Source organism: Enterobacter sp. NFIX58 (assembly GCF_900110475.1).
Classification (GTDB): Bacteria; Pseudomonadota; Gammaproteobacteria; order Enterobacterales; family Enterobacteriaceae; genus Enterobacter; species Enterobacter quasiroggenkampii.
The window spans coordinates 359,452-385,143 of record NZ_FODW01000003.1; the positions used below are offsets into that span (position 1 = coordinate 359,452).

Below are 25,692 nucleotides of genomic sequence, written 5' to 3' on the forward strand. Positions count from 1 at the left end.
AATTAGCGGTCCACATCTGACATAACAAAATCGATACTACCCAGATACACAATCAGGTCGGAGACCAGACTGCCGCGGATGGCGGACGGGATCTGCTGCAGGTGCGCAAAGCTCGGCGTACGCACGCGGGTACGGTAGCTCATGGTGCTGCCGTCACTGGTCAGGTAGTAACTGTTAATACCCTTGGTCGCTTCAATCATCTGGAAGGATTCTTGCGCCGGCATGACCGGACCCCAGGAAACCTGCAGGAAGTGGGTGATCAGGGTTTCGATATGTTGCAGCGTGCGCTCTTTCGGTGGCGGCGTCGTCAGCGGGTGATCCGCCTTGAACGGGCCTTCCGGCATGTTGTTGAGGCACTGCTCAAGGATGCGCAGACTCTGGCGCAGCTCTTCCACTTTCAGCATCACGCGGGTGTAGCAGTCGGACACGCCGCCGCCCACCGGGACTTCAAAGTCGAAGTTCTCGTAGCCAGAGTAAGGACGGGCTTTACGCACGTCGAAATCAATACCGGTCGCACGCAGACCTGCCCCTGTCGTCCCCCACTCCAGCGCCTCTTTCGCGCCGTAGGCAGCAACGCCCTGGGAACGGCCTTTCAGGATGGTGTTGCGCAGCGCGGCTTTCTCGTAAGACGCCAGACGTTTCGGCATCCAGTCGAGGAATTCACGCAGCAGACGGTCCCAGCCGCGCGGCAGATCGTGTGCCACACCGCCGATACGGAACCAGGCCGGGTGCATACGGAAACCGGTAATGGCTTCTACCAGATCGTAGATTTTCTGACGGTCGGTAAAGGCGAAGAAGACCGGGGTCATCGCGCCGACGTCCTGAATGAACGTGGAGATGTATAGCAGGTGGCTGTTGATACGGAACAGTTCTGACAGCATGACGCGAATCACGTTAACGCGATCCGGCGTAACAATACCTGCCAGTTTCTCAACGGCCAGCACGTATGGCATTTCGTTGACGCAGCCGCCGAGGTACTCGATACGGTCGGTATACGGAATGTAGCTGTGCCAGGACTGACGCTCGCCCATCTTCTCAGCACCACGGTGGTGGTAACCGATGTCAGGCACGCAGTCGACAATCTCTTCACCGTCGAGCTGAAGAATAATACGGAATGCACCGTGCGCAGACGGGTGGTTTGGACCGAGGTTGAGGAACATGAAGTCCTCGTTGTCGGTACCGCGCTTCATGCCCCAGTCTTCCGGTTTGAAGGTCAGCGCTTCCATCTCCAGATCCTGCTTGGCTTTGGTCAGCTCAAACGGATCGAATTCGGTAGCACGTGCCGGGTAGTCTTTACGCAGCGGGTGGCCGGTCCAGGTCTGCGGCATCATGATGCGCGTCAGGTGCGGGTGGCCGTCAAAGGTCATGCCGAACATTTCCCAGGTTTCACGCTCGTACCAGTTGGCGTTCGGGAAAAGTTTGGTGATCGTCGGCAGATGCATGTCGTTTTCAGACAATGCCACCTTGAGCATGATATCCGTATTACGGTCTATTGAGATCAGGTGGTAGAAAACGGAAAAATCCGCAGCAGGGAGACCCTGGCGGTGCGTTCTGAGACGTTCATCCATGCCGTGTAAGTCAAACAGCATGACGTACGGTTTTGGCAATTTCTTGAGGAAATCGACAACTTCCAGCAATTGTTCACGCTTCACCCAAACAACGGGTACCCCGGTGCGGGTAGCCTGAACAGTAAAGGCATCCGGCCCAAAACGGTTGCGCAGTTCGCCAATGACTGGGTCATCCAGATGATCCCGGGTCTGCCAGGCGGCTTCTTGCGCGGTTAAGTCGGTCATATTGTTCACCATTGCAAATGGTCCGTGGTGACTGTTGAGCCTGGCTTCGCGCTATTTGAGTAGTGATATGCGAAGGTGTTCTCCAGGCCTACAGGCGCAAATTAAATTTCGTCAGGCGTACGCAGATTGGTGACGGCAATACGTTCACCACGTTTACGCTCGCGCTCAGACTGCATGTTCGCGCGATACACACCCTGATCGCCAACGACCCACGACAGTGGGCGACGTTCTTTACCGATAGACTCCTGCAGCAGCATCAGCGCCTGCATGTAGGCTTCCGGACGAGGCGGACAACCCGGGATATACACATCCACTGGGATAAATTTATCTACGCCCTGTACGACGGAATAGATGTCGTACATACCGCCAGAGTTAGCACATGCGCCCATGGAGATAACCCATTTTGGCTCCAGCATCTGGTCATAAAGACGCTGAATAACAGGTGCCATCTTGGTAAAGCAGGTACCGGCTACCACCATCAGGTCAGCCTGACGTGGGGAAGCACGCAGTACCTCTGCCCCAAAACGCGCAACGTCATGCACCGCAGTGAATGACGTCACCATTTCAACGTAGCAGCAAGAAAGGCCAAAGTTGTAAGGCCAGATGGAGTTCTTACGACCCCAGTTGACCATATCGTGCATGGCATGTTCGAGTTTGCCCATGTACACGCTTTTATTGACTTCTTGCTCCAGGGGGTCGGTTACGATCTCCTGTTTTTGCAGGGGGTAACGGTCATTCTCACCGTTAGGATCTATGCGGGTGAGCGTATAATCCATCTTATTGCCTCGCTGTTACTGCTGACGATTAGAGATACTGTTTTCCGGGTTGATGTGTTCACGACGTGAACGCGCAGGCGTCCAGTCAAGCGCGCCAATACGCACCAGATAAACCAGACCGGCCAGTAGCACTAAAATGAAAATTGCGGCCTCGACAAAGCCCACCCAACCACTTTCGCGAATGGAGGTCGACCATGCGAAAAGGTAAAGCGCTTCCACGTCGAAGATGACGAAGAACATGGCTACCAGGTAAAACTTGGCAGACAGGCGTAAGCGAGCGGTACCTACTGAATCAATACCTGATTCGAAAGGTGTGTTTTTGTGCCTTGCACGGGCGCGACCGCCCAGGAACCAGCCGCCGACTAACATCAGGCAGCACAGGCCAATGGCTACAATAAGAAAGATTGCGAATGCCCAGTGATGAGCGATGACTTCTGTGGATGTTGACATACTCATTGCTTACTCATCAAAAGTGATACCAACGACACTGCTCTTGCTGGCAGATGGGCATCACATCGATTCATGGGGAGGAACAAATAACCTTACACTAACTGTCAGAAATGAGACGTAGACAGCAAAATGATGGGGTTTTTTACTCCTTTCTATAACCTATTGTCAACTTTAACAAAGGTTTCTTCACATTAAATTACATCGAGCGATTCTCATTAACATTTGGTGCCCTTTAACCCTGGTGGGTACATGACTTTCCGTCAAATGTATGTTGTTGAATCGTGTCCGTTTCGGAAGTAAAAAAAATAACCCTCCTATTTTGACAGGATTTGCCAACGATTCCTCCCCCCAAATAGGAGTATTTTCTTGATCTGCGACACGCTTTTGTTAATTCAACCTGGAAAACGGCAACATATTTCCTGTTTTTTTAACATAGGAGGGATGTGGATGAAGTTAGAACGGAAAACGGACAAGTTTTAGACAAAACCATTTAGTTCATTGATAAATATAGAATATCCTGAAAACCCACGCGTCATAAGCGGGTATTTTTGCTAAAAAAAAGCCACTGCATGTGAAAATCACACGAGTGGCTTTTTTTTACACTTACATTTTGTTACCAGAATTCTGAGCTGGCGATCACTCAAAATCCCCTTCAACGATCAGGGAGTCATCCCCCCCTTCGGAGGTAACGCGCTCGAACTGCCATGGGTTATGGTAGTTTTCCATCGCCTCGAACACCACCTTCGCCAGTTCGTTATGACTGGACGAATTGTGGCAGAGCAGATACTCCGTATCCGGCAGTGCAGGCAGGCCATCGGATTTGCCCAGAACGCGCAGATCGGGGCTCATCATTTCTACCGGACGGGCGGTGACACCCAGACCGGCTTTCACGGCGGCACGCACCGCTGGCAGCGTGGATGCCACATACGCCAGACGCCACGGAATATTGGCCTCATTCAGCGCCGTCAGTACCATATCTCGGAACGGGCTCGGGTCATCCAGCAACACCAGCGGCACCGGCTCCCCTTTTTGCAGCACGTATTCGGCCGCGCAATACCAGTGCGTAGGCGATGTACGCAGCGTCAGGCAGTCAAACTGCCCGGGACGATGCGTGGTGACCACCAGGTCGACTTTATTCTCATTTAACATCTCAACCATAAAAGCATTGCGCTTTACGCTCACGTCCAGCGCAAGCTTCGGATAAACCGAACTAATACGATTGAGAAGAAACGGCAATATAGTATCCGCCGACTCATCAGATGCACCTAACGTTAGCACGCCCTGAAGGTTGCTAAACATTAATGACATACATGCTTCATCATTAAAGCGAAGAATTTTCCTGGCATAACCCAGAAGCTGAATACCGTGTTCCGTTAAGAGCTTATTACGCCCGTGACGGGCAAAAAGCTCTTTACCAACCAGTTGCTCCAGCCGCTGCATTTGCTGGCTGACGGCGGACTGAGTTCGGCAAACGGCGGCAGCAGCTGCTGCAAAAGTGTTGAGATCGGCGACCGCAACAAACGTTCTCAGCAGATCGAGGTCGAGATTCATTATCGGACGATTTGCATTTATCATATCTATTCACTTTCAGGTTGCTCGTGCGGAGCTGCCCGGGTTGAAGCTGTGTGTGTACAGTTAAGCAATTCCCTCTGAAGATTTTCCCTCGCATCCCGGCCCGGCAGACTGCCTGACAGATAGTTATTGTGCTGCTTTATATCAACAGTCAGAAAGCACGTTTCATGACGATATTTTTATTCTCTTAAACGTTCAGGATATTTAGATGTTCGCAGGTTTATGTAAATTACATTAAAGGTATAACACCTTTTCTGCCATCTGTATCGCAGCGCTGTCAACGTAGCAGGAGATGTGCGACACATTCCAGCCAGAGATAACTCTAACAATAACAATCAATTAATTCGGAAAACCAGGGTCAGATATACAAAAAACGTGCATCTACCCTCTGCTTTCCTGGAAGACATCTTAACCCAAATCCACTTTATTTATAAGTCTTATTGCAATATTAAGGATTAAAGAAGAATGTTAAGCTTCTAAACTAATTTTATTAAAATTAACTAAAGTTGCATTTTATAGGTTAATAATAAATAAATTTTAATTTAGATTAAGACCATTCATTAATGGCACTTAACATTAATTTCACATGGGTAACTTTTATCCACAGTATGCTATTACAGAAACAGGTATCAAGCATTCAGGTTTTACGAAAAGTCACTCAGGGTGACTGCCACCGCTGTCCAGCTCATCACTTATTTTTAACAGCACATTATACAGTATTTTGGTAAATGAATAGCACATTTAACCTAAGCTCTCGCTATGCGCACAACTTTAAGACAGTGAAAAAGCGTACCCACAGCGAAAAAGATTCATCAAAAATTTGCACGCCGCACAAAATCTTCTACTGCACACCCTTCAAAACGAAGCGAGGGGGGAGTACATTATTCCGTGCTGACTTCCACGGCAGGGAGCGGCAATAATAGCGAAAAGGTTAAAGGTTCATGTCCCCTATCGAAAAATCCAGCAAGCTAGATAACGTCTGTTATGACATCCGCGGCCCGGTTCTGAAAGAGGCAAAACGCCTTGAAGAAGAGGGCAACAAGGTTCTGAAACTCAACATTGGTAACCCTGCGCCATTTGGTTTTGAAGCGCCGGATGAAATTCTGGTTGATGTGATCCGCAACCTTCCCACTGCACAAGGCTATTGCGATTCAAAAGGACTTTACTCCGCACGTAAAGCCATCATGCAGCACTACCAGGCACGTGGTATGCGCGATGTTACCGTTGAAGATATCTATATCGGCAACGGCGTCTCCGAACTGATTGTGCAAGCCATGCAGGCCCTGCTGAACAGCGGGGACGAAATGCTGGTCCCTGCGCCGGACTATCCGCTGTGGACGGCTGCCGTGTCGCTGTCCAGCGGTAAAGCGGTGCACTATCTGTGCGACGAATCCTCTGACTGGTTCCCGGACCTGGACGATATTCGCGCAAAAATTACGCCCCGCACGCGCGGTATCGTCATTATTAACCCGAACAACCCGACGGGCGCGGTCTACTCAAAAGAACTGCTGATGGAGATCGTCGAGCTAGCGCGTCAGCACAACCTGATCATCTTCGCCGACGAAATCTACGACAAGATCCTGTATGACGCGGCACAGCACCACTCAATCGCTGCGCTGGCCCCGGATCTGCTGACCGTCACCTTTAACGGCCTGTCCAAAACCTACCGCGTGGCCGGTTTCCGTCAGGGCTGGATGGTGTTAAACGGTCCGAAAAAACACGCCAAAGGCTATATTGAAGGGCTGGAGATGCTGGCCTCCATGCGTTTATGCGCCAACGTTCCGGCACAGCACGCGATCCAGACCGCGCTCGGCGGCTATCAGAGCATTAGCGAGTTTATCGTGCCCGGTGGTCGCCTTTACGAACAGCGTAACCGCGCGTGGGAACTGATTAACGATATCCCGGGCGTCTCCTGCGTGAAGCCGAACGGGGCGCTCTATATGTTCCCGAAAATTGACGCGAAGCGCTTCAATATTCACGACGACCAGAAAATGGTGCTTGATTTCCTGCTGCAGGAAAAAGTGCTGCTGGTTCAGGGGACGGCGTTTAACTGGCCGTGGCCGGATCACGTGCGTATCGTGACGCTGCCGCGCGAAGATGACCTCGAAATGGCCATCAGCCGCTTCGGGCGCTTCCTCTCCGGATACCATCAGTAACGTTGCCTTTCTGCCGGGTGGCGCTTCGCTTACCCGGCCTACAAAATCCGCAAATTTGCATCTTGCCTCCCCTCCCCGCACAATGAACGCCTGTCGCAGTGAAGACAAAAGGTAACCTATGAGTCAGAGTCATTTCTTTGCCCACCTCTCCCGCCTGAAACTCATCAACCGCTGGCCGCTGATGCGCAATGTCCGCACGGAAAATGTGTCAGAGCACAGCCTGCAGGTTGCGATGGTCGCTCACGCGCTGGCCGCCATTAAAAACCGCAAATTCAACGGTCAGGTCAATCCAGAACGCATCGCCCTGCTGGCGATGTACCACGATGCGTCAGAAGTGCTGACTGGGGATCTGCCGACGCCGGTGAAATATTTCAACTCGCAAATTGCGCAGGAATATAAGGCCATTGAGAAAATTGCCCAGCAGAAGCTGATTGAGATGGTGCCCGAAGAACTGCGTGATATCTTCGAGCCGCTTATCAACGAGCATCAGTATACGGAAGATGAAAAGTCGCTGGTCAAACAGGCCGACGCGCTGTGTGCCTATCTGAAGTGTCTCGAAGAGTTGTCCGCAGGGAATAACGAATTCTTGCTGGCGAAAACGCGCCTGGAAAAAACGCTGGAATCCCGCCGCAGCGAAGAGATGGATTACTTTATGCAGGTGTTTGTACCGAGCTTCCATTTATCGCTGGATGAGATCAGCCAGGATTCGCCACTCTGATTTTCGCCCAGCGGCGCTGCGCTTGCAGGGCCTACGGGGTTGTAGGCCGGGTAAGGCGTAGCCGCCACCCGGCAAAATACTCAGAACGGAAACAGGACCGGTATCAGTACCACGCACACCACCATCACCAGCACGGTAAACGGCACGCCCAGCTTCACGAAATCGCTGAATCGATAGTTCCCCGGTCCCAGTACCAGCGTGTTCACCGGTGAAGAGACTGGCGTCATAAATGCCGCGGAAGCGGCCATCGCCACCATCATCGCAAACGGATACGGCGACACGCCCATGGACTTCGCCATCGCCAGCGCGATAGGCGCCATCAGTACCGCCGTCGCGGTGTTCGAGATAAACAGGCCGATGGTGGCGCACATGATAAACAGGCAGACCATCATCATGTACGGCCCATACCCGCCGCCCACGTCCATTAAGCCTTTAACGATCAGATCCACCCCGCCGGTTTTTTGCAGCGCCAGGGCGAAGGGCATCATCCCAACAATGAGAATGATGCTCGGCCAGTGAATGGCTTTATAGGCGCTTTCGGCGTCAATGCAGCGGAATTTGCCCATCAACAGGCAGGCGATGATTGCGGCGACCGGATTGGGGATCTCATCGGTCAGCATCAGCGCCACCATCAGCACCAGACAAAAAATCGCGTGTGGCGCCTGGCTGTGCGCTGGCGATGCGTCGCTCTCCTCGACAGGCATGTTGAGCACCACAAAATCGCGCCCTTTTTGTCCGAGCTGGCTAATGAGCTTCCAGTTACCGACAACGAGAAAGATATCGCCCAGCAGGATCGGCTCATCCACCACCGCCCCTTCCATCGCTACGCCATCGCGCTTCAGCCCCACGACGTTCAGGCCATAGCGGGTACGGAACCCCATCTCCCGCACGGTTTTACCTAACAGTTCCGACTCCGGGATCAGAGACACCTCGGCCATGCCGACATCCAGCGCCTGATCGGAGAAATACTCCCCGCGCAGCACCATCGGCTCCAGCAGCTGTTCGCTGCAAAACTCGCGCAGGTCCACATCCGCGGTGGACATATCAATCAGCAGGACGTCACGCGCGCGGAATTCAGACACCCCGTTGACGTTGACGATCACCCGACGAAACCGCCGCCAGCGCTCTACGCCGATCACGTTCGCGCCATAGCGCTCACGCAGCTTCAGGTCATCCAGCCGCTGTCCCACCATCGGCGAGCCGGGGCGAATAGCCAGACGGCGCGCGCGCCCGGTAAGGCGGTACTCTTTAATCAAATCGCGGAAGGTGCGTCGCTTCCATCCTTCTTTGTTTTTGTCCTGTTTTTCACCCTTCAGGGCGAACCGGGTCAGCAGCATGTAGACCACGCCCATGACCAGAATGACCAGCCCAAGCGGGGTGACGCTGAAAAAGCTGAAGCCCTCAAATCCTTCCCGGATCAGTTCGCTGTTAACGACCAGGTTCGGCGGCGTTGCCACCAGCGTCATCATCCCGCTGATCAAACCGGCAAAACTCAGGGGCATCATCAGGCGCGACGGCGAGCTCTGCATCCGCATGGAAACGCTCAGCACCACCGGGATAAAGATGGCGACCACGCCCGTGGAGCTCATAAACGCCCCCAGTCCGGCGACAGTCACCATCAGGTAGATCAACATCTTGGTTTCGCTGCTGCCCGCCACCTTCACCAGCCACGACCCCATGATGGTCGCCACGCCGGTGCGCACCAGCCCATCCCCGATGATAAACAGGGCAGCAATCAGGATAACGTTGGGATCGCTAAATCCGGAGAAGGCTTCCGGCAGCGTCAGCGTTCCGCTCAGCACAAACGCGACGATGACAAACAGGGCGACGGCGTCCATGCGTACCTTGCCCGTGGCAAAAAGAATGATGGCGATTAAAAGCAGGCTCAGGACCCAAATCAGTTCACCGTTCACAACCTATCCTTGTCAGTGGAAGATGAGGAATTTTGCCATAAAAAAGCCCCAGCAATGTGGGGCCATATCATGGGATTACACTTTTAGCGAGACGGTTACAACTCCGTCAGAGGCTTTTGAAACAGACAGTGCCGTCAGGGAATCCAGCACCAAATCTGCCTCCTCCAGGCGGGGAGAACCGGCCGGAACGTTAACGGCGATGACGTGGCTTCCTGCGTTCAACCCGGCCAGTACGCCAGCCGCCGCATCTTCCACCACCACGCACTCTGCAGGATCGAGGCCCAGCAGTTCAGCGCCCAGTAAAAATGCGTCAGGCTCCGGTTTACCCCGCTTCACGCGCTCCGCCGTGATAAACACGTCCGGCGTCGGCAACCCTGCCGCCTTGTGTCGGGCGTGTGCAACCGGCACGGAACCGGAGGTGACGATAGCCCACGGTATCTGCGCCTCGTTCAGATGTTCAAGCAGTTCGCGCGCGCCCGGTAACGCGGTGATGCCGTCCGTATCGGTGGCTTCAATGTGTTCCAGGTATTTGAACTCCGCCTGAATGTCGTCCTCAGAGCGTCCGGCCAGGAAGTGCCGTAGCGAGGTGATGGCCTGTTTGCCATGGATAAAATTCAGCACGTCCTGATGGTCGATGCCATGTCTGTCAGCCCAATGGCACCAGGAACGTTCCACAACCGGCAGCGAATCCACCAGCGTACCGTCCAGATCAAACAGAAAACCTCTACACTGCACACGCACCTCCGTCAGGCATTAATGATTTGTTGAATTTCGTTGCTGCTTAAATGGTACTGACGCGGGCAGGCATGCCACGCGCTCAGCATGCGCTGATATTTATCCCACATCGGGGTCTGCGCGTTGAAGCCGTGGGTACCCGCGTCAAAGTGGGTATAACGCCCTTCCGTATTCACCATAAAGCGAACATAGCTCAGATAACGCGCTTCCGTTGCGGCATCAAAGCCTAAGAAGGTGACGCGGCGCTCGTCAATGGACTGTTGATCTTTGAGATTCGTCCAGGAGACGTGCAGGGCGTGATACATCTCCATAATGTCGATCACGATGCGACAGGTTTCTTCTTTCAGCTCGCCAAACTCGCGGTCCAGTTCGCGCATTTGCAGACCAAAGCCGCGTTCGACGATGGTTTGCAGGCGGCTGTAGCGCGCAGCGTTATCGGGATCAAGCATAGTCATCATCTTGTACTGGTTGGACAAAATCAGACGTTGAGCATGGGTCATTTCCATCTTTCGACTCCTGTAGCGCATTGCACTTAAAAAAAAGACACGGTAACTGATTGTTACTGTGCCCTCTTTTCGTCGTCGTTTCGATGATCAATCACAAATCATCGAGGAATGTTTTATCCAGTTGCTTAAAAGCACGCTTTAACGTGTCCGCCAGCGCCTGGTAATCCGGCTTGCCTTCCACCGGGGCGAGCGCCTGACCGGCCTCTTCCAGCTTACCGCGCACTTCATAAAACCAGTGTAAAATAGAAGGAGGAAGTGGCGTGATGGACCGTTTACCTAACCACCACAGGCCCTGCATCGGCAGGCTTAATGCGAAGAGCGCCGTGGCAACGGCAGGTCCAAGCTGCCCACCCAGCGCAATCTGCCAGCACAGCGTAAAGATAGCGACAGGCGGCATAAAGCGAATCGCATAGCGCGTGGCGCGGATGGTGCGATTCTCAATAAACATCGGCGCAAGGCGCTTTTCCATTGGCCACGTCTTTGCGTAATGCTGTCCCCGACGAAACAGACTGAAGAAATTTACGGACGGGTTCTCTGGTGTCGACATGGCTGTACCTCAACTTCACATATAAAAATTAAAATTTTCGTGCAAAACCACAACAAGCTATGACAACGTTCAAAATATTTTGTCATCTCTACCCCGTATCGGGTATCCTGTGCCAGCCTGATAGGGCCATAGACGAGAATCATTAGCTCGTCAAATTATTGCATATTATGCCATTGGCTGAAAATTGTGCAAAATGGCATAAAATCATAGTTATTTCTTCCATCATGCCACAATGTTCGTTTGGCATGATGTTAATCATAAATGTCCGAGTCATCATGCGTTACGCTGTTAGACTCACTGACGTTTTTTTAGCCACGTATCAATAATAGGTACTTCCATGTCGAGTAAGTTAGTACTGGTTCTGAACTGCGGTAGCTCCTCACTGAAATTCGCCATCATCGATGCGCTCAACGGTGACGAATACCTCTCTGGTTTGGCCGAATGTTTCCATCTGCCTGAAGCACGTATCAAGTGGAAGATGGACGGCAGCAAACAAGAAGCGGCTTTAGGTGCAGGCGCCGCTCACAGTGAAGCGCTGAACTTTATCGTTAACACTATTCTGGCACAAAAACCAGAACTGTCTGCTCAGCTGACTGCGATTGGTCACCGTATCGTCCACGGCGGCGAAAAATACACCAGCTCCGTCGTGATCGACGACTCTGTGATCCAGGGCATCAAAGACTCTGCCTCTTTCGCACCGTTGCACAACCCGGCTCACCTGATCGGTATCGCTGAAGCGCTGAAATCCTTCCCGAATCTGAAAGACAAAAACGTGGCCGTATTCGACACCGCGTTCCATCAGACCATGCCGGAAGAGTCTTACCTCTATGCCCTGCCATACAGCCTGTACAAAGAGCACGGCGTACGTCGTTACGGCGCGCACGGCACCAGCCACTTCTATGTGACTCAGGAAGCGGCAAAAGTGCTGAACAAGCCGGTTGAAGAACTGAACATCATCACCTGCCACCTGGGCAACGGTGGTTCTGTTTCGGCTATCCGCAACGGTAAATGTGTTGATACGTCCATGGGTCTGACCCCGCTGGAAGGTCTGGTGATGGGTACCCGTTCCGGTGACATCGACCCGGCGATCATCTTCCACCTGCACGACACCCTGGGCATGAGCGTTGACCAGATCAACAAAATGCTGACCAAAGAGTCTGGCCTGCTGGGTCTGACCGAAGTCACCAGCGACTGCCGTTACGTTGAAGACAACTACGCAGAGAAAGAAGACGCTAAACGTGCAATGGACGTTTACTGCCACCGTCTGGCGAAATACATCGGCTCTTACACTGCGCTGATGGAAGGCCGTCTGGACGCGGTTATCTTCACCGGTGGTATCGGTGAGAACGCGGCAATGGTTCGTGAACTGTCCCTGGGCAAACTGGGCGTTCTGGGCTTCGAAGTTGATCACGAGCGTAACCTGGCTGCCCGCTTCGGCAAGTCTGGCTTCATCAACAAAGAAGGCACCCGCCCTGCTCTCGTTATCCCAACTAACGAAGAGCTGGTCATCGCGCAAGACGCGCACCGCCTGACTGCCTGATTCCACACCGCCAGCAATGCTGGCGGTGCTGTTTTGTAACCCGCCCCATTTGGGCGGTAACGAAAGAGGATAAACCGTGTCCCGTACTATTATGCTGATCCCTACCGGAACCAGCGTCGGCCTGACCAGCGTCAGCCTTGGCGTGATCCGTGCTATGGAACGCAAAGGCGTTCGTCTGAGCGTCTTTAAGCCAATCGCCCAGCCACGTGCCGGTGGCGATGCGCCAGACCAGACCACCACCATCGTTCGCAAGAACTCCAATCTGCCGGCGGCCGAACCGCTGAAGATGAGCCACGTTGAATCTCTGCTGTCCAGCAACCAGAAAGACGTGCTGATGGAAGAGATCATCGCCAACTACCATGCTAACGCGCAAGACGCGGAAGTGGTGCTGGTTGAAGGTCTGGTGCCAACCCGCAAACACCAGTTTGCCCAGTCTCTGAACTTCGAAATCGCGAAAACCCTGAACGCAGAGATCGTTTTCGTGATGTCTCAGGGCACTGATACCCCAGAGCAGCTGAACGAGCGTATCGAACTGACGCGCAGCAGCTTCGGCGGCGCGAAAAATACCAACATCACCGGCGTGATCGTCAACAAGCTGAACGCGCCAGTGGATGAGCAGGGCCGTACTCGCCCTGACCTGTCCGAGATCTTCGACGACTCGTCCAAAGCGAAAGTCATCAAAGTTGACCCGGCTAAGCTGCAGGAATCCAGCCCGCTTCCGGTTCTGGGCGCGGTGCCATGGAGCTTCGATCTGATTGCCACCCGTGCAATCGACATGGCGCGTCACCTGAACGCGACCGTGATTAACGAAGGCGACATCAACACCCGTCGTGTGAAGTCCGTGACCTTCTGTGCGCGTAGCATTCCGCACATGCTGGAACACTTCCGCGCAGGTTCCCTGCTGGTGACTTCCGCAGACCGTCCTGACGTTCTGGTTGCAGCCTGTCTGGCCGCAATGAACGGCGTGGAAATCGGTGCGATCTTGCTGACCGGTGCCTACGAGATGGACCCACGCGTCAGCAAGCTGTGCGAACGCGCGTTCGCTACCGGCCTGCCGGTCTTCATGGTGAACACCAACACATGGCAGACCTCCCTGAGCCTGCAGAGCTTCAACCTGGAAGTGCCGGTTGATGACCACGAGCGTATCGAGAAAGTTCAGGAATACGTTGCAGGCTACATCAACGCAGACTGGATCGAATCCCTGACCGCGACCTCCGAGCGCAGCCGCCGTCTGTCTCCTCCAGCATTCCGTTACCAGCTGACCGAGCTGGCGCGCAAAGCGGGCAAACGCGTTGTTCTGCCAGAAGGCGACGAACCACGTACCGTTAAAGCGGCTGCTATCTGTGCAGAGCGCGGCATCGCGACCTGTGTGCTGCTGGGTAACCCGGATGAGATCAACCGCGTAGCGGCCTCTCAGGGCGTTGAGCTGGGCGCAGGCATCGAAATCGTTGACCCTGAAGTGGTTCGCGAAAGCTACGTTGCCCGTCTGGTTGAGCTGCGTAAGAGCAAAGGCATGACCGAAGCCGTTGCGCGTGAGCAGCTGGAAGACAACGTGGTGCTGGGCACGCTGATGCTGGAGCAGGACGAAGTTGACGGTCTGGTTTCCGGTGCGGTTCACACCACGGCGAACACCATCCGTCCACCGCTGCAGCTGATCAAAACCGCGCCAGGCAGCTCTCTGGTGTCTTCCGTGTTCTTCATGCTGCTGCCTGAACAGGTTTACGTTTACGGCGACTGCGCGATCAACCCGGATCCAACTGCAGAACAGCTGGCTGAGATCGCTATCCAGTCCGCAGACTCCGCGACCGCTTTCGGTATCGAGCCGCGCGTGGCGATGCTCTCCTACTCCACCGGCACCTCAGGTGCAGGTAGCGACGTAGAGAAAGTGCGTGAAGCGACCCGTATTGCGCAGGAAAAACGTCCTGATCTGATGATCGACGGCCCGCTGCAGTACGACGCCGCGGTCATGGCTGACGTTGCGAAATCCAAAGCGCCGAACTCACCGGTTGCTGGTCGCGCTACCGTGTTCATCTTCCCGGATCTGAACACCGGTAACACCACCTACAAAGCGGTACAGCGTTCTGCCGACCTGATCTCCATCGGGCCAATGCTGCAGGGCATGCGCAAACCTGTGAACGACCTGTCTCGTGGCGCACTGGTAGACGATATCGTTTACACCATCGCGCTGACGGCGATCCAGTCTTCGCAGCAGCAGTAATTGTAAGGTCTTGCCGGATGGCGCTTCGCTTATCCGGCCTACAGGACCGTAGGCCCGGTAAGCGCGAGCGCCACCGGGCAACAAAAAGGCGACCACTCAACCGGTCGCCTTTTTTATTTACAGCAGCTCGCGCGCCGCCGATACAATGTCATGTGCCGTCAGGCCATACTCTTTTTGCAGGAAATCCTGCGTCCCCACCTGGCCGTAACGCTCCTTGACACCCACCCGCCGCATCGGCACTGGGCAGGTTTCCACCAGCACTTCCGCCACCGCCGACCCCAGCCCGTTGTGAATGCTGTGGTTTTCACAGGTCACGATGCGCCCGGTTTTCTCGGCGTAGTTTTTCACCAGCATCCGGTCGATGGGTTTCAGGGTAAACATGTCGATGACCGCCGCGCTAACGCCCTCCTGCTCAAGCTGGCGCGCGGCTTCCAGCGCTTCCGACACCATGATGCCGTTGGCAATCAGAGTGATATCACTCCCCTCGCGCAGCACGTTGCCTTTTCCGATGGTGAAGGTGGAGCCCGGGGCATACACGCTCGGCGCCTGCTTACGGATGGTCCGCACCCAGTAGAAGCCGTCGAGATCGATAAGCTGGCGCAGCACGTCCTCAAACATCACCGCATCAGTGACTTCCAGCACCACCGAGTGCGCCAGACCGCGTACGATGCCCATATCCTCAAACGACATATGCGTTCCGCCGTTGTGGCAAGCCGTCACGCCCGCATCCGACGCTATCACCTTCACGTTGTTGCGCTGATAGTCCAGGGACATAAACAGCTGGTCAAAACAGCGGCGGCTGGCAAAGGCGGTGAAGGTGTGAACGAACGGCTTACGTCCGGTAAGCGACAGCCCGGCTGCCGTGCCGATGACGTTGGCCTCCATAATGCCGCAGTTAATCACGTGCTGCGGATAATCACGCGCCACGCCGTCCATCGCCATCGAGCTCATCAGGTCTGCTTCGAGCGCAATGATGTCACTTCCGGCCTCAATCTGTTTTGCCACGAAGCCAGCGTAAACTTTACGCATCTCAACGGCGTCTTTCTGTCCTGCCGGTGCAACCTTAATCATGTGAAGCCTCCAGTTGGCGAATCGTCTCGTTGAGGGCCGCTTTGCTCTCTGCGGTCAATCGCAGATGGTGCGAGTTGCTAAGCTGCTCCAGATACGGCACCCCCTGGCCTTTGATGCTGTCGAGGATGACGACTAACGGACGCGCATCGGCTGCCGGGATGCGCGATGTCACTGCCAGCAGACCCGGAATGTCGTCCCCCTTCACCGTCGCCACGTCAAAGCCAAAGGCGCGGAATTTTCCCTCCAGGTCAAACGCGCTGATGATCTCGTCCAGCTCGCCGTCGAGCTGCTGTTTGTTCCAGTCGACAAATACCGTCAGGTTGTTCAGTCGATGGTGGGCAATAAACTGGAACGCTTCCCAGCACTGCCCCTCGTTCAGCTCGCCGTCACCGACGATGCAGAAGACCCGATTCGGCCGCCCGGCCAGCCTGTGGGACAGCGCCATGCCGCCCGCGATGGAAATCCCCTGTCCCAGCGAACCGGTGGTGGCGTCCACGCCGCGCGTTTTCAGGCGGTCCGGGTGGCTCGGCAGGCGCGTGCCGTTCTGGTTTAGCGTGCTCAGCTCTTCTGTCGGGAAGTAGCCCTTGATCGCCAGGGTACTGTAGAGCGCCGGGCCCGCATGGCCTTTCGACAGGACAAAGTAGTCTCGCTCCGGCCAGTCCGGATCCGCCGGGTCGATTTTCATCACCGCGCCGTACAGCACGGCCAGGGTTTCTACCACCGACATGCTGCCCCCGTAGTGGCCAAAGCCCAGCTGCGTCAGGGATTTCAGCGTCTCAAGACGAATCTGACGCGCGAGTTCGGTTATCTCTTTCTCATTCATGATTTGGCTCCGGTGTTTTCCTGCGCGTTACCGCCCGCAGGTTTGTTTTTCGCGAAGACGTTGTACGCCACCAGCAGCGCGAACAGCGCCACGACCAGCCCGGTGATGGCCAGCGGCGACAGGAAGCGCGCCAGGTTGCCGAGGACAATCCCGACCGCGCCGAAGTCGGCGTCAGAGAAGGTGGTGTTCGCAAAACCAATGGCGCCGAGTACCGGCAGCAGCAGGACCGGCAGGAAGGTAATCAGCAGGCCGTTGGCAAAGGCGCCAATCATTGCACCACGACGTCCGCCGGTGGCGTTACCGAACACGCCCGCCGTTGCGCCGGTGAAGAAGTGCGGCACCACGCCCGGGAGGATCAGCACCCAGCTAAACTGACCGCAGATGAACAACCCCACAATCCCGCCGAGGAAGCTGAACAGGAAGCCAATCAGCACCGCGTTAGGCGCATAGGGATAGACCACCGGGCAGTCCAGCGCAGGACGCGCGTTCGGCACCAGTTTTTCCGAGAATCCGGTAAAGGCCGGGACGATTTCCGCCAGAATCAGGCGTACGCCCTGAAGGATGATGAACACGCCCGCCGCGAAGGTGATCGCCATGATGATGGCGTAGACGAGGTAGTTCTGCCCGGCGCTGAAGGTGGCCTCGACGTACTCGCGCCCGGCGCTCACCGCCATGATCAGGTAGATAATCATCATGGTCAGGGAGATGGAGATCGAGCTGTCGCGCAGGAAGCTCAGGTTCTTCGGCAGGTTCATCTCTTCCGTTGAGCGGGATCCTTTGCCGACCTTGCTGCCAATCCAGCCGGACAGCACGTAGCCCAGCGTGCCAAAGTGGCCGAAGGCAATCTCATCGTTGCCGGTAATGCGCTTCATGTAGCGCTGCGCAATCGCCGGGAAGAAAGCCATAATCAGGCCAAGGATCAGCGACCCGGTAAAGACCAGCCCCACGCCCTCAAAGCCCGCCACCGTCAGGATCACGCCAATCATGCACGCCATATAAAACGTGTGGTGTCCGGTCAGGAAGATATACTTCAGGCGGGTAAAGCGGGCGACGATAATATTCGCCACCATCCCGAAGGCCATAATCAGCGCGGTCGCTGCACCGTATTTTTCGAGCGCAATGGACACGATCGCTTCATTGTTTGGAATAATCCCCTGGATAGTAAAGGCGTGTTCAAACATACCGCCTAAGGGATTTAATGACCCGACCAGCACCGTGGCGCCGCCGCCCAGTACAATAAAGCCCAGGATGGTTTTAATGGTCCCTTTCACCACGTCGGAAAACGCTTTTTTCTGCGCAACCAGACCGATTAACGCAATTAAACCCACCAGCACCGAAGGGACTTTTAAAATATCAACAACGAAATTCAGCGTTTCAAGGATAAACATATCCACCTCGCCTTATCAGGGTTATTGTCTTTCGAACCAGCCGCGCAGCTGCGCTTCAAGTTCGTTGATGTCGATGATGTTGTTGATCACCACCAGCTGGCTTTCCGGCACGCTGGCGCTGGCGGCAATGTCTTTTGCCATCACGAACAGATCGGCCGCGCCTGGCGTGGCTGAGGAGAGATCGGAGTGTTCAACCTCAGCTTCAATCTCCAGCTTTTTGAGCACCTTTTTAATATTCATTTCGACCATAAAACTACTGCCTAGGCCAGAACCGCAAATAGCCATGATTTTCATTGTTGTCCCCTTATTTTGAGTAGAGTACGCCCCATCACGCTGACGCGTAATGTTGTGAAAAACCGGATTAAAGAATTAAATCAGAAGCGGTTAATAATCGTTTTAATTTCCTCCAGGGTATTCACCTGATGCAGTTCGGCCATATCGGTATCGCTGGAAAATAACTCCGCCAGCGACGAGATCATCTCGATATGGCTATTTTTGTCGGGTGCCGCGAGCATAATAATGACGTCGACAGGGTCAAACTCACCGGCACCAAACGAGACGCCCTGTTTTAGTTTTAATAACGACAACCCCAGTCCTTTGGCGCCTTCCTCCGGCCGCGCATGCGGCATCGCCAGCCCTGGTGCCAGCACATAATAAGGTCCTAACGTGTGGTGCTGCTGGATGATGGCCGTGACGTATTCAGGCTCAATCACCTGCAAATCCAGCAGCGGCTTCGCGCACAGCTCCAGCGCCTGCGGCCAGTCTTCCACGCTCTCCTGCAGCGTAATGGTTGTATCATATATCCATTTTTTGAGCACTTTTCACTCCCGCGACACGCTTAAGATGAGCAAACTTTATTCAACGCATCACTGATTGACTGCGATCACGATCACAAAGATAGCGCTACCAATGGTTATCATGCAGAAATGTGATAGCGCTATCAAATTGCAATCACGTTGCTAAATCACAGCAAAAAAAGGGATTTAAGGCGTATACTGCCTGTCACGTGAAACGAAGGAAAATAAGAACGCGTCTGGTCAGCAGGAAGGTGTATGTCTCTAACCCGAAAACGGCGCAGTACTGGTAAAGTGACACTCGCCGATGTCGCACAGCTTGCCGGTGTGGGCACGATGACCGTGTCCCGTGCGCTTCGCACGCCCGAGCAGGTTTCCGATAAACTACGAGAAAAAATTGAAGCTGCCGTGCAGGAGCTGGGTTATATGCCTAATCTTGCCGCCAGTGCCCTGGCCTCGGCATCGTCATGGACGATCGCCATGGTGGTGCCCAACCTCTCCGAAGCAGGCTGCTCGGAGATGTTCGCCGGGCTACAGCAGGTGCTGCAACCTGCCGGGTATCAGATCATGCTGGCTGAGTCCCAGCATCGTCTTGAGCAGGAGGAGAAACTGCTGGAGACGCTGCTGGCGTCGAACATTGCCGCCGCTATCCTGCTCAGCGTTGAACATACCGACACCGTTCGCCACTGGCTGAAAAACGCCTCAATTCCGGTGATGGAGATGGGCGCCATGCGCGCCGATCCGATTGATATGAATATCGGGATTGATAACGTGGCGGCCATGTATGAGCTCACGGAGATGGTCATTAAGCGCGGCTATCAGAATATTGGCCTGCTGTGTGCCAACCAGGAGCAGTGGATTTTCCAGCAGCATCTGCAGGGCTGGTACAAAGCCATGCTTCGCCACCATATGTCGCCGAACCGGGTCATTAACGCGGCGATGCCGCCGAGCTTCTCGACCGGCGCGGCGCAGCTGCCCGAGTTCCTGCTGGCCTGGCCGGAGCTGGATGCGCTGGTGTGCGTCTCTGACGAGCTGGCCTGTGGCGCGCTGTACGAGTGCCAGCGCAGGCGAATCAAAGTGCCGGACGATCTGGCGGTGGTAGGCTTTGGCGATAGCGACGTGAGCCGCGTCTGTCAGCCGCCGCTGACGACCATGGCGGTGCCGCATCGTAAGATTGGAATTGAAGCCGGGAAAGCGTTACTGGAGCGCCTGAATGGCGGAGACTGGCGCGATCAAAAGCCCATCGCGTCCAGTCTGTGTCTGAGAGAGAGTTGCTGAAGCTTACTCAGCCTCTTCCTCTTTCTCTGATTTGGTCGATTCGTTATTGGCGTTGCGGCTCATCCAGAGCGCCAGCGCTTTTAACGAATCCGGCGTGAACTCGTCGCAGCGCGCGGTGATTTCCTCCGGCGTCATCCAGTTCACTTCGCTGACTTCTTCTTCCTGCAGGGCGAACGGACCGTGAGAGACGCAGCTAAACAGCCCGCCCCAGACGCGACAGTGTTCATCCTCGAAGTAGAACTGCCCGTGCTCGGCAAACGGCACACCGGCAATGCCTAACTCTTCTTCCGCTTCACGACGCGCGGAATCCAGCAGCACTTCATCCGCCTGGACGACGCCACCTGCAGTCGCATCCAGCATACCCGGGAGAAAATCTTTCGTGTCCGTGCGGCGCTGAACCAGAATTTTACCCATACCGTCATGCACAACGATATATGTCGCACGGTGACGCAGGCGCTCCGCACGCATTTGCTCGCGGCTGGCCTGCGCGATCACTTCATTCTCTTCGTTGACAATGTCAACCCACTCTGTACTTGCCAAATGACTCTGCTCCACCATCGGGAAACCTTCTCTTCTAAGCGCTCTTTCGGCGCGTTTGCAGTTGAGGTGTAACTTACGGATTAATCGCTACCTGCGCAATAACTTGCTGATCATTAAGTGCGATAACGCTCAGGGTATTTCCTTCCAGCATGCCGTAGCTCGCAGGATACCCGCCTTTTGGGATGCTGACCGAGCCCGGATTAAAGTGATAAATCTCACCGCGTTTTTCCGCAACCGGAATATGAGTATGACCGTAAACCAGGACATCGCCAGCCGCGAGGGCCGGAAGATTATCCGGGCTGAAAAGATGCCCGTGGGTCAGGAACAGGCGGTGTTGTTCAAGCAGCACCTGTTGCCACGGTGCGGTAAGGGGGAAATGAAGCAGCATCTGGTCCACTTCGCTGTCGCAGTTGCCGCGAACGGCAATGATGCGCGAGGCGAACTGGTTGAGTTTTTCCACGACCTGCGCAGGGGCATAGCCCTCCGGCAGCGCGTTGCGCGGGCCGTGATTCAACACGTCGCCCAAAATAATCAGCCACTGCGCACCGCTTTGTGCAAACAGGGAAAGGACACGCTCGGTAGCGGGCAGCGATCCATGGATATCCGACGCAAACATCAGTTTCATCAGTCACTCCTCGGGAAAACAGACTGCCCCCATGATACCTGAAGCGGCAGGGCTTATCAGCCCGCGCGCTTAGCCGAGAGTGCCACATAGCGCTGCACGGAGGCACGCTGCCACTGGAACGCGGCATAATCCACCAGCAGTTGCGGCACCTCATCACCGTTGAGGATCAGGCGGTTTAACATCAACGCCAGATCGGCATCGGCAATGCACCACTCGCCAAACAGGTTTGGGTTGCCATGGGCGAGCAGCGAGGTGGCGGTTTCAATCAGCTTCTGCGCGCTTTCTGCACCTTCTGCGCTGAGGGCTGGCTTTTTCACCCCGGCAAACACAACGTCCGTGGAGCGTTCGACGCGAATCGGCACCAGATCGCTTCGCAGCCACGCCTGGATCTGCCGCGCCCGGGCGCGCTTTTGCAGATCGTGGGGATAGATACGTTCCCACTCCGGGGGGGCGAACCGATCTTCCAGATACTCATCGATCGCCGACGATTCGCTCAGGGCAAATCCATCAATCTCCAGCACCGGCACGCGTCGGGTCAGATCGTAGCCCTGCCACTGCGGTTTAAGATGCTCACCACCGTCAAGATCAACGGTCTTCAGCGTAAAGGTGAGCCCTTTTTCGGCCAGCGCAACGTATACGCTCATAACATAGGGGGAAAAGAAGTTCGCATCGGACCACAACGTGATGACGGGCTGGTTCATAACATCCTCATAGGCTGATCGGTTTTTACTCAACATATAATCTCTTTGCCTCGCTGTCACTTGATGAAAACTCACGATTTACAACAACCACCTATACTCATTTGTCATGGCACCACTCTTCGCATGGACAGGAGTTGAGAATGATCGACCTTTATTACGCCCCTACCCCAAACGGCCATAAGATCACCCTCTTTCTTGAAGAAGCCGAGCTGGATTACAGGATCATTCGCGTGGATATCAGCAAAGGCGAACAGTTCAGCCCTCTTTTTCTGGCTATCTCGCCGAACAATAAAATCCCGGCCATTATTGATAACCAGCCGGCGGACGGGGGCAGACCGTTGAGCCTGTTTGAATCCGGTGAAATTTTGCTCTATCTGGCAGAGAAAACCGGCAAGCTGCTGAGCGGCGAGCTGCGTGAGCGTCACCATACCCTGCAGTGGCTTTTCTGGCAGGCGAGCGGGCTGGGCCCCATGCTGGGTCAAAATCATCACTTTACCGCTTACGCCCCGCAGCCCATTCCTTACGCGATAGAACGTTATCAGGTCGAGACGCAGCGGCTCTATGACGTTCTGAACCGTCGGCTGAAGAAAACGCCGTGGCTCGGGGGCGATCATTACAGTATTGCCGATATCGCCTGCTGGCCATGGGTGAATACGCATGAAAAACACCGAATTGACCTGGCCTCTTACCCGGCGGTAAACAACTGGTTCGAGCGCATCCGGACCCGCCCGGCGACCGAGCGGGCGATGCAAAAAATCCAGCAAATTTAACCCGGTATGAGGCTGGGTGCCTGTGAGGCACTCATGTATTATGGGCAGGAAATACTGACACGGAGAAGACCTGCAATGTCACAGCCAGACGCCATTATTCGTATAAAAAATTTACGCCTGCGTACCTTTATCGGTATCAAAGAGGAAGAGATCGCCAACCGTCAGGATATTGTCATTAACGTGGTGATTCACTATCCCGCAGACAAAGCGCGCGCCAGCGAAGATATCAATGACGCGCTGAACTACCGCACAATCACCAAAAACATTATCCAGTTTGTGGAGAATAACCGCTTCTCTCTGCTGGAAAAATTAACTCAGGATGTGCTCGATATCGCACGCGAACATCACTGGGTCACTTATGCTGAAGTTGAGATCGATAAACTTCACGCCCTGCGCTACGCCGATTCCGTCTCCATGACGTTAAGCTGGCGGCGCCAGGCGTAAACCTGGAGGTTGTATGAAGATTTTGCTGACCGGCGGTACAGGCCTGATTGGTCGTCACCTCATTGCGCGTCTGCAGGCCTTGCATCACGACATTACCGTGGTCACGCGCAGCCCGGAGAAAGCGCGTCAGGTGCTGGGGGCGGGTGTCGATATCTGGAAAAATCTGGCCGATCAGCAAAATCTGGACGGCTTCGACGCCGTCATTAACCTCGCGGGTGAACCCATCGCCGATAAGCGCTGGACGGAAGAGCAAAAACAGCTGTTATGCAGCAGCCGGTGGAACATCACCGAAAAGCTGGTCGAGCTGATCCGCAACAGCCACACGCCGCCTTCCGTGCTGATTTCGGGTTCCGCCGTGGGCTACTACGGCGATCTTGGCGAGGTGGTGGTGACCGAGGAAGAGCCGCCCCATAACGAGTTTACCCACAAACTCTGCGCCCAGTGGGAGCGTATCGCCAGTGCGGCGCAAAGCGATAGAACCCGCGTCTGCCTGCTGCGGACCGGTGTCGTTCTGGCGCCGAAAGGCGGCATTTTGGCGAAGATGCTTCCCCCTTTCAGGCTCGGACTTGGGGGCCCCATTGGTAATGGCCGTCAGTATATGGCCTGGATCCATATCGACGATATGGTTAACGGGATTCTCTGGCTGCTGGACAACGATCTGCGCGGACCGTTCAATATGGTTGCGCCGTATCCGGTGCGTAATGAACAGTTTGCCCACGCGCTGGGGCATGCCCTGCACCGTCCGGCAATTTTGCGCGTGCCTGCCACGGTCATTCGTCTGCTGATGGGTGAAGCGTCTGTTCTGGTATTAGGCGGACAGAGAGCGCTGCCAAAACGACTGGAAGCGGCCGGGTTTGCGTTCCGCTGGTATGAATTAGAAGAGGCGCTGGGGGATGTGGTGCGGTGAATATGGTACAGTGACAGGCCATTTTCAGAAGATATGGCGTAACAATGGCAACCATCACCACACCCCGGCTTCACCTCACCCCTTTCGAACCCACTGACTGGGCCTTCTTCCGCTCGCTACGTGAAGATCGCCGCATCATGCGCTATATGGCCGCCATCGCCCCGGAAAAAGAGACCCGACGCGTGTTTGCCGCGCGACTCGCTGCTGCTCATGTGTTTGTCATTCGCGCCCGGGATGATGATACGCCGCTGGGCGATATCGGCCTGCAAATCAGCGCAGAGAATCGTGAAGAGGCGGATATCGGTTATACGGTTGTGCCTGCCGCGCAAGGGAAAGGTATCGCCAGCGAGGCACTGCGCGCGGTGTGTGATTACGCGTTCAACCAGACCGGCGTGAAGGCGATTAACGCGTACGTGCTGGCGGACAACGGCGGGTCGGTGCGGGTGCTGGAGAAAGCCGGGTTTGTGCGTATGCAGGTGCTGGAAAAGGCGTATGATATTGACGGCGTGCGCTATGACGACTGGGTGTACCGGCTGGAGTGTAGTGCGGCCTGAATGCCGGGCGGCACTGCGTTTGCCCGGCCTACGGTTTTGTAGGCCCGGTAAGCGAAGCGCCACCGGGCAACTGTGCTGCACTGCGGTCTGATGCCCTCTTACTTCAGGGAGCCTTTAAGGAACTGCTGCAAACGCGGGCTTTGCGGGTTCGCCAGCACCTCGTCCGGATGCCCCTGCTCTTCAATTTTCCCCTGGTGCAGGAAAATCACGTGGTTCGAGACGTTACGGGCAAAGCCCATCTCGTGCGTCACCACCACCATCGTTTTGCCCTCTTCAGCCAGCTTCTGCATGATGCGCAACACTTCGCCAACGAGTTCCGGGTCGAGCGCGGAGGTCGGTTCGTCGAACAGCAGCACCTCGGGCTCCATCGCCAGCGCGCGCGCGATGGAGACACGCTGCTGCTGACCGCCGGAGAGATGCACCGGGTATTTCATCTGCTGGCGCTCGTCGATGCCCACTTTTGCCAGGTATTTCACCGCGCGCTCGCGGGCTTCATGTTTGCTCAGGCCAAGCACCTGAACCGGCGCTTCCATCACGTTCTCCAGCACCGTCATGTGGCTCCAGAGGTTAAAATGCTGGAACACCATCGTCAGACGCGTACGCAGCAGACGCAGCTGGTGCTTATCGGCCACCTTCAGCTGGCCGTCTTTGTCACGCACCAGATTGATGTTCTGCCCACTCACCACAATCGAGCCTTCGCTCGGCTTTTCCAGGAAGTTAATGCAGCGCAGGAAGGTACTTTTACCCGAGCCGGATGAGCCGATGATACTGATCACGTCGCCCGCGTTAGCCTGCAGCGACACCCCTTTCAGCACTTCATGTTCGCCGTAGCGTTTGTGCAAATCAATAACGTTTAATTTGTTCTCAGCCATC

General features: G+C 55.1%; 26 protein-coding genes. 9 read left to right on the forward strand and 17 right to left on the reverse strand.

Features of this window, described 5'->3' with window-relative positions; genetic code table 11:
- Positions 1–2: 2 nt before the first annotated feature.
- From nuoC to lrhA, 4 genes are all read right to left on the reverse strand, one after another.
- Positions 3–1,805 carry an NADH-quinone oxidoreductase subunit C/D gene (nuoC, locus tag BMW97_RS15000; RefSeq protein ID WP_023312537.1) on the reverse strand — a complete coding sequence of 601 codons (1,803 nt, stop codon included), beginning with the start codon at positions 1,803–1,805 and terminating at the stop codon, positions 3–5.
- Positions 1,806–1,894: 89 nt separating this feature from the next.
- Positions 1,895–2,569, reverse strand: coding sequence for an NADH-quinone oxidoreductase subunit NuoB (gene nuoB, locus BMW97_RS15005; protein ID WP_003861482.1), 675 nt, complete (start codon positions 2,567–2,569; stop codon positions 1,895–1,897).
- A gap of 15 nt (positions 2,570–2,584) precedes the next feature.
- A complete protein-coding gene (gene nuoA / locus BMW97_RS15010) occupies positions 2,585–3,025 on the reverse strand; it encodes an NADH-quinone oxidoreductase subunit NuoA (RefSeq protein ID WP_006176516.1) in 441 nt (146 codons plus the stop codon).
- Between the two features lie 630 nt (positions 3,026–3,655).
- Positions 3,656–4,594 carry a transcriptional regulator LrhA gene (gene lrhA / locus BMW97_RS15015; protein ID WP_021241557.1) on the reverse strand — a complete coding sequence of 313 codons (939 nt, stop codon included), beginning with the start codon at positions 4,592–4,594 and terminating at the stop codon, positions 3,656–3,658.
- A 938-nt stretch (positions 4,595–5,532) separates the two neighbouring features.
- Between lrhA and alaA the strand changes: the two genes are divergently transcribed.
- Both alaA and yfbR read left to right on the forward strand, forming a co-directional pair.
- On the forward strand, positions 5,533–6,747 hold the full coding sequence (alaA, locus tag BMW97_RS15020; protein WP_008500204.1) for an alanine transaminase AlaA: 1,215 nt from the start codon (positions 5,533–5,535) through the stop codon (positions 6,745–6,747).
- 118 nt (positions 6,748–6,865) lie between these two features.
- The gene (gene yfbR / locus BMW97_RS15025; RefSeq protein ID WP_008503531.1) at positions 6,866–7,465 is read left to right on the forward strand and encodes a 5'-deoxynucleotidase; all 600 of its coding nucleotides are present in this window, start codon (positions 6,866–6,868) and stop codon (positions 7,463–7,465) included.
- Positions 7,466–7,545: 80 nt separating this feature from the next.
- On the opposite strand, the gene BMW97_RS15030 is transcribed toward yfbR, so the two are convergent.
- From BMW97_RS15030 to yfbV, 4 genes are all read right to left on the reverse strand, one after another.
- Complete coding sequence (locus tag BMW97_RS15030; protein ID WP_023344589.1) at positions 7,546–9,378, reverse strand: SLC13 family permease; 1,833 nt, start codon at positions 9,376–9,378, stop codon at positions 7,546–7,548.
- 75 nt (positions 9,379–9,453) lie between these two features.
- Positions 9,454–10,113, reverse strand: a complete 660-nt coding sequence (locus BMW97_RS15035; protein ID WP_045908726.1) for a sugar phosphatase — start codon at positions 10,111–10,113, stop codon at positions 9,454–9,456.
- Between the two features lie 11 nt (positions 10,114–10,124).
- The gene (locus BMW97_RS15040; RefSeq protein WP_008502874.1) at positions 10,125–10,619 is read right to left on the reverse strand and encodes a YfbU family protein; all 495 of its coding nucleotides are present in this window, start codon (positions 10,617–10,619) and stop codon (positions 10,125–10,127) included.
- Between the two features lie 91 nt (positions 10,620–10,710).
- Positions 10,711–11,166 carry a terminus macrodomain insulation protein YfbV gene (gene yfbV, locus BMW97_RS15045; protein ID WP_008502875.1) on the reverse strand — a complete coding sequence of 152 codons (456 nt, stop codon included), beginning with the start codon at positions 11,164–11,166 and terminating at the stop codon, positions 10,711–10,713.
- A 337-nt stretch (positions 11,167–11,503) separates the two neighbouring features.
- Here yfbV and ackA point away from each other — a divergent pair, with 337 nt between their 5' ends.
- Together ackA and pta are read left to right on the forward strand one after the other, a co-directional pair.
- Entirely contained in the window at positions 11,504–12,706 is a 1,203-nt protein-coding gene (gene ackA / locus BMW97_RS15050; protein ID WP_045334289.1) for an acetate kinase, read from the forward strand.
- Positions 12,707–12,782: 76 nt separating this feature from the next.
- A complete protein-coding gene (gene pta / locus BMW97_RS15055) occupies positions 12,783–14,924 on the forward strand; it encodes a phosphate acetyltransferase (protein ID WP_008502877.1) in 2,142 nt (713 codons plus the stop codon).
- Between the two features lie 117 nt (positions 14,925–15,041).
- Here the strand turns inward: pta and BMW97_RS15060 are convergent, their stop codons facing one another.
- The 5 genes from BMW97_RS15060 to BMW97_RS15080 all read right to left on the reverse strand — a co-directional run bounded on the left by BMW97_RS15060 (position 15,042) and on the right by BMW97_RS15080 (position 19,024).
- Positions 15,042–15,995: a transketolase family protein gene (locus BMW97_RS15060; protein ID WP_045908729.1), complete on the reverse strand. Its 954-nt coding sequence runs from the start codon at positions 15,993–15,995 to the stop codon at positions 15,042–15,044.
- On the reverse strand, positions 15,988–16,818 hold the full coding sequence (locus tag BMW97_RS15065) for a transketolase (RefSeq protein ID WP_045908730.1): 831 nt from the start codon (positions 16,816–16,818) through the stop codon (positions 15,988–15,990). Before BMW97_RS15065 ends, BMW97_RS15060 begins: the two co-directional genes overlap by 8 nt.
- Complete coding sequence (locus tag BMW97_RS15070) at positions 16,815–18,206, reverse strand: PTS ascorbate transporter subunit IIC (RefSeq protein WP_023617386.1); 1,392 nt, start codon at positions 18,204–18,206, stop codon at positions 16,815–16,817. The genes BMW97_RS15065 and BMW97_RS15070 overlap by 4 nt, the downstream gene beginning before the upstream one ends.
- Before the next feature lie 21 nt (positions 18,207–18,227).
- Positions 18,228–18,500, reverse strand: a complete 273-nt coding sequence (locus tag BMW97_RS15075; protein WP_024908960.1) for a PTS sugar transporter subunit IIB — start codon at positions 18,498–18,500, stop codon at positions 18,228–18,230.
- Positions 18,501–18,580: 80 nt separating this feature from the next.
- Positions 18,581–19,024, reverse strand: coding sequence for a PTS sugar transporter subunit IIA (locus tag BMW97_RS15080; protein ID WP_048029678.1), 444 nt, complete (start codon positions 19,022–19,024; stop codon positions 18,581–18,583).
- Between the two features lie 234 nt (positions 19,025–19,258).
- Here BMW97_RS15080 and BMW97_RS15085 point away from each other — a divergent pair, with 234 nt between their 5' ends.
- On the forward strand, positions 19,259–20,278 hold the full coding sequence (locus BMW97_RS15085) for a LacI family DNA-binding transcriptional regulator (protein ID WP_024908958.1): 1,020 nt from the start codon (positions 19,259–19,261) through the stop codon (positions 20,276–20,278).
- Positions 20,279–20,281: 3 nt separating this feature from the next.
- On the opposite strand, the gene yfcD is transcribed toward BMW97_RS15085, so the two are convergent.
- Genes yfcD through yfcF form a run of 3 tightly spaced genes read right to left on the reverse strand, consistent with a single transcriptional unit; the run spans position 20,282 to position 22,144 of the window.
- On the reverse strand, positions 20,282–20,836 hold the full coding sequence (gene yfcD / locus BMW97_RS15090) for an NUDIX hydrolase YfcD (protein ID WP_025757169.1): 555 nt from the start codon (positions 20,834–20,836) through the stop codon (positions 20,282–20,284).
- A 55-nt stretch (positions 20,837–20,891) separates the two neighbouring features.
- Positions 20,892–21,443, reverse strand: coding sequence for a phosphodiesterase (gene yfcE / locus BMW97_RS15095; protein ID WP_045908732.1), 552 nt, complete (start codon positions 21,441–21,443; stop codon positions 20,892–20,894).
- A gap of 56 nt (positions 21,444–21,499) precedes the next feature.
- A complete protein-coding gene (yfcF, locus tag BMW97_RS15100) occupies positions 21,500–22,144 on the reverse strand; it encodes a glutathione transferase (protein WP_032646620.1) in 645 nt (214 codons plus the stop codon).
- A gap of 140 nt (positions 22,145–22,284) precedes the next feature.
- Between yfcF and yfcG the strand changes: the two genes are divergently transcribed.
- From yfcG to BMW97_RS15120, 4 genes are all read left to right on the forward strand, one after another.
- Positions 22,285–22,914 carry a GSH-dependent disulfide bond oxidoreductase gene (yfcG, locus tag BMW97_RS15105; protein WP_032646621.1) on the forward strand — a complete coding sequence of 210 codons (630 nt, stop codon included), beginning with the start codon at positions 22,285–22,287 and terminating at the stop codon, positions 22,912–22,914.
- Positions 22,915–22,989: 75 nt separating this feature from the next.
- Positions 22,990–23,358 carry a dihydroneopterin triphosphate 2'-epimerase gene (gene folX, locus BMW97_RS15110; protein ID WP_023616057.1) on the forward strand — a complete coding sequence of 123 codons (369 nt, stop codon included), beginning with the start codon at positions 22,990–22,992 and terminating at the stop codon, positions 23,356–23,358.
- 13 nt (positions 23,359–23,371) lie between these two features.
- Complete coding sequence (locus BMW97_RS15115) at positions 23,372–24,265, forward strand: TIGR01777 family oxidoreductase (RefSeq protein WP_045908733.1); 894 nt, start codon at positions 23,372–23,374, stop codon at positions 24,263–24,265.
- Between the two features lie 44 nt (positions 24,266–24,309).
- Positions 24,310–24,819, forward strand: a complete 510-nt coding sequence (locus BMW97_RS15120; RefSeq protein ID WP_045908734.1) for a GNAT family N-acetyltransferase — start codon at positions 24,310–24,312, stop codon at positions 24,817–24,819.
- 98 nt (positions 24,820–24,917) lie between these two features.
- Here BMW97_RS15120 and hisP read toward each other — a convergent pair whose 3' ends face one another.
- Positions 24,918–25,691 (reverse strand): histidine ABC transporter ATP-binding protein HisP, encoded by a 774-nt coding sequence (hisP, locus tag BMW97_RS15125; RefSeq protein WP_045908735.1) that lies wholly within the window; start codon positions 25,689–25,691, stop codon positions 24,918–24,920.
- Position 25,692: the final 1 nt, after the last annotated feature.

Coding starts and splice junctions, on each gene's coding strand:
- nuoC (WP_023312537.1), bottom strand. CDS start 1,805: ATGGTGAACAATATGACCGACTTAACCGCGCAAGAAGCCGCCTGGCAG.
- nuoB (WP_003861482.1), bottom strand. CDS start 2,569: ATGGATTATACGCTCACCCGCATAGATCCTAACGGTGAGAATGACCGT.
- nuoA (WP_006176516.1), bottom strand. CDS start 3,025: ATGAGTATGTCAACATCCACAGAAGTCATCGCTCATCACTGGGCATTC.
- lrhA (WP_021241557.1), bottom strand. CDS start 4,594: ATGATAAATGCAAATCGTCCGATAATGAATCTCGACCTCGATCTGCTG.
- alaA (WP_008500204.1), top strand. CDS start 5,533: ATGTCCCCTATCGAAAAATCCAGCAAGCTAGATAACGTCTGTTATGAC.
- yfbR (WP_008503531.1), top strand. CDS start 6,866: ATGAGTCAGAGTCATTTCTTTGCCCACCTCTCCCGCCTGAAACTCATC.
- BMW97_RS15040 (WP_008502874.1), bottom strand. CDS start 10,619: ATGGAAATGACCCATGCTCAACGTCTGATTTTGTCCAACCAGTACAAG.
- yfbV (WP_008502875.1), bottom strand. CDS start 11,166: ATGTCGACACCAGAGAACCCGTCCGTAAATTTCTTCAGTCTGTTTCGT.
- ackA (WP_045334289.1), top strand. CDS start 11,504: ATGTCGAGTAAGTTAGTACTGGTTCTGAACTGCGGTAGCTCCTCACTG.
- BMW97_RS15060 (WP_045908729.1), bottom strand. CDS start 15,995: ATGATTAAGGTTGCACCGGCAGGACAGAAAGACGCCGTTGAGATGCGT.
- BMW97_RS15065 (WP_045908730.1), bottom strand. CDS start 16,818: ATGAATGAGAAAGAGATAACCGAACTCGCGCGTCAGATTCGTCTTGAG.
- BMW97_RS15070 (WP_023617386.1), bottom strand. CDS start 18,206: ATGTTTATCCTTGAAACGCTGAATTTCGTTGTTGATATTTTAAAAGTC.
- BMW97_RS15075 (WP_024908960.1), bottom strand. CDS start 18,500: ATGAAAATCATGGCTATTTGCGGTTCTGGCCTAGGCAGTAGTTTTATG.
- BMW97_RS15085 (WP_024908958.1), top strand. CDS start 19,259: ATGTCTCTAACCCGAAAACGGCGCAGTACTGGTAAAGTGACACTCGCC.
- yfcD (WP_025757169.1), bottom strand. CDS start 20,836: ATGGTGGAGCAGAGTCATTTGGCAAGTACAGAGTGGGTTGACATTGTC.
- yfcE (WP_045908732.1), bottom strand. CDS start 21,443: ATGAAACTGATGTTTGCGTCGGATATCCATGGATCGCTGCCCGCTACC.
- yfcF (WP_032646620.1), bottom strand. CDS start 22,144: ATGAACCAGCCCGTCATCACGTTGTGGTCCGATGCGAACTTCTTTTCC.
- yfcG (WP_032646621.1), top strand. CDS start 22,285: ATGATCGACCTTTATTACGCCCCTACCCCAAACGGCCATAAGATCACC.
- folX (WP_023616057.1), top strand. CDS start 22,990: ATGTCACAGCCAGACGCCATTATTCGTATAAAAAATTTACGCCTGCGT.
- BMW97_RS15115 (WP_045908733.1), top strand. CDS start 23,372: ATGAAGATTTTGCTGACCGGCGGTACAGGCCTGATTGGTCGTCACCTC.
- BMW97_RS15120 (WP_045908734.1), top strand. CDS start 24,310: ATGGCAACCATCACCACACCCCGGCTTCACCTCACCCCTTTCGAACCC.
- hisP (WP_045908735.1), bottom strand. CDS start 25,691: ATGGCTGAGAACAAATTAAACGTTATTGATTTGCACAAACGCTACGGC.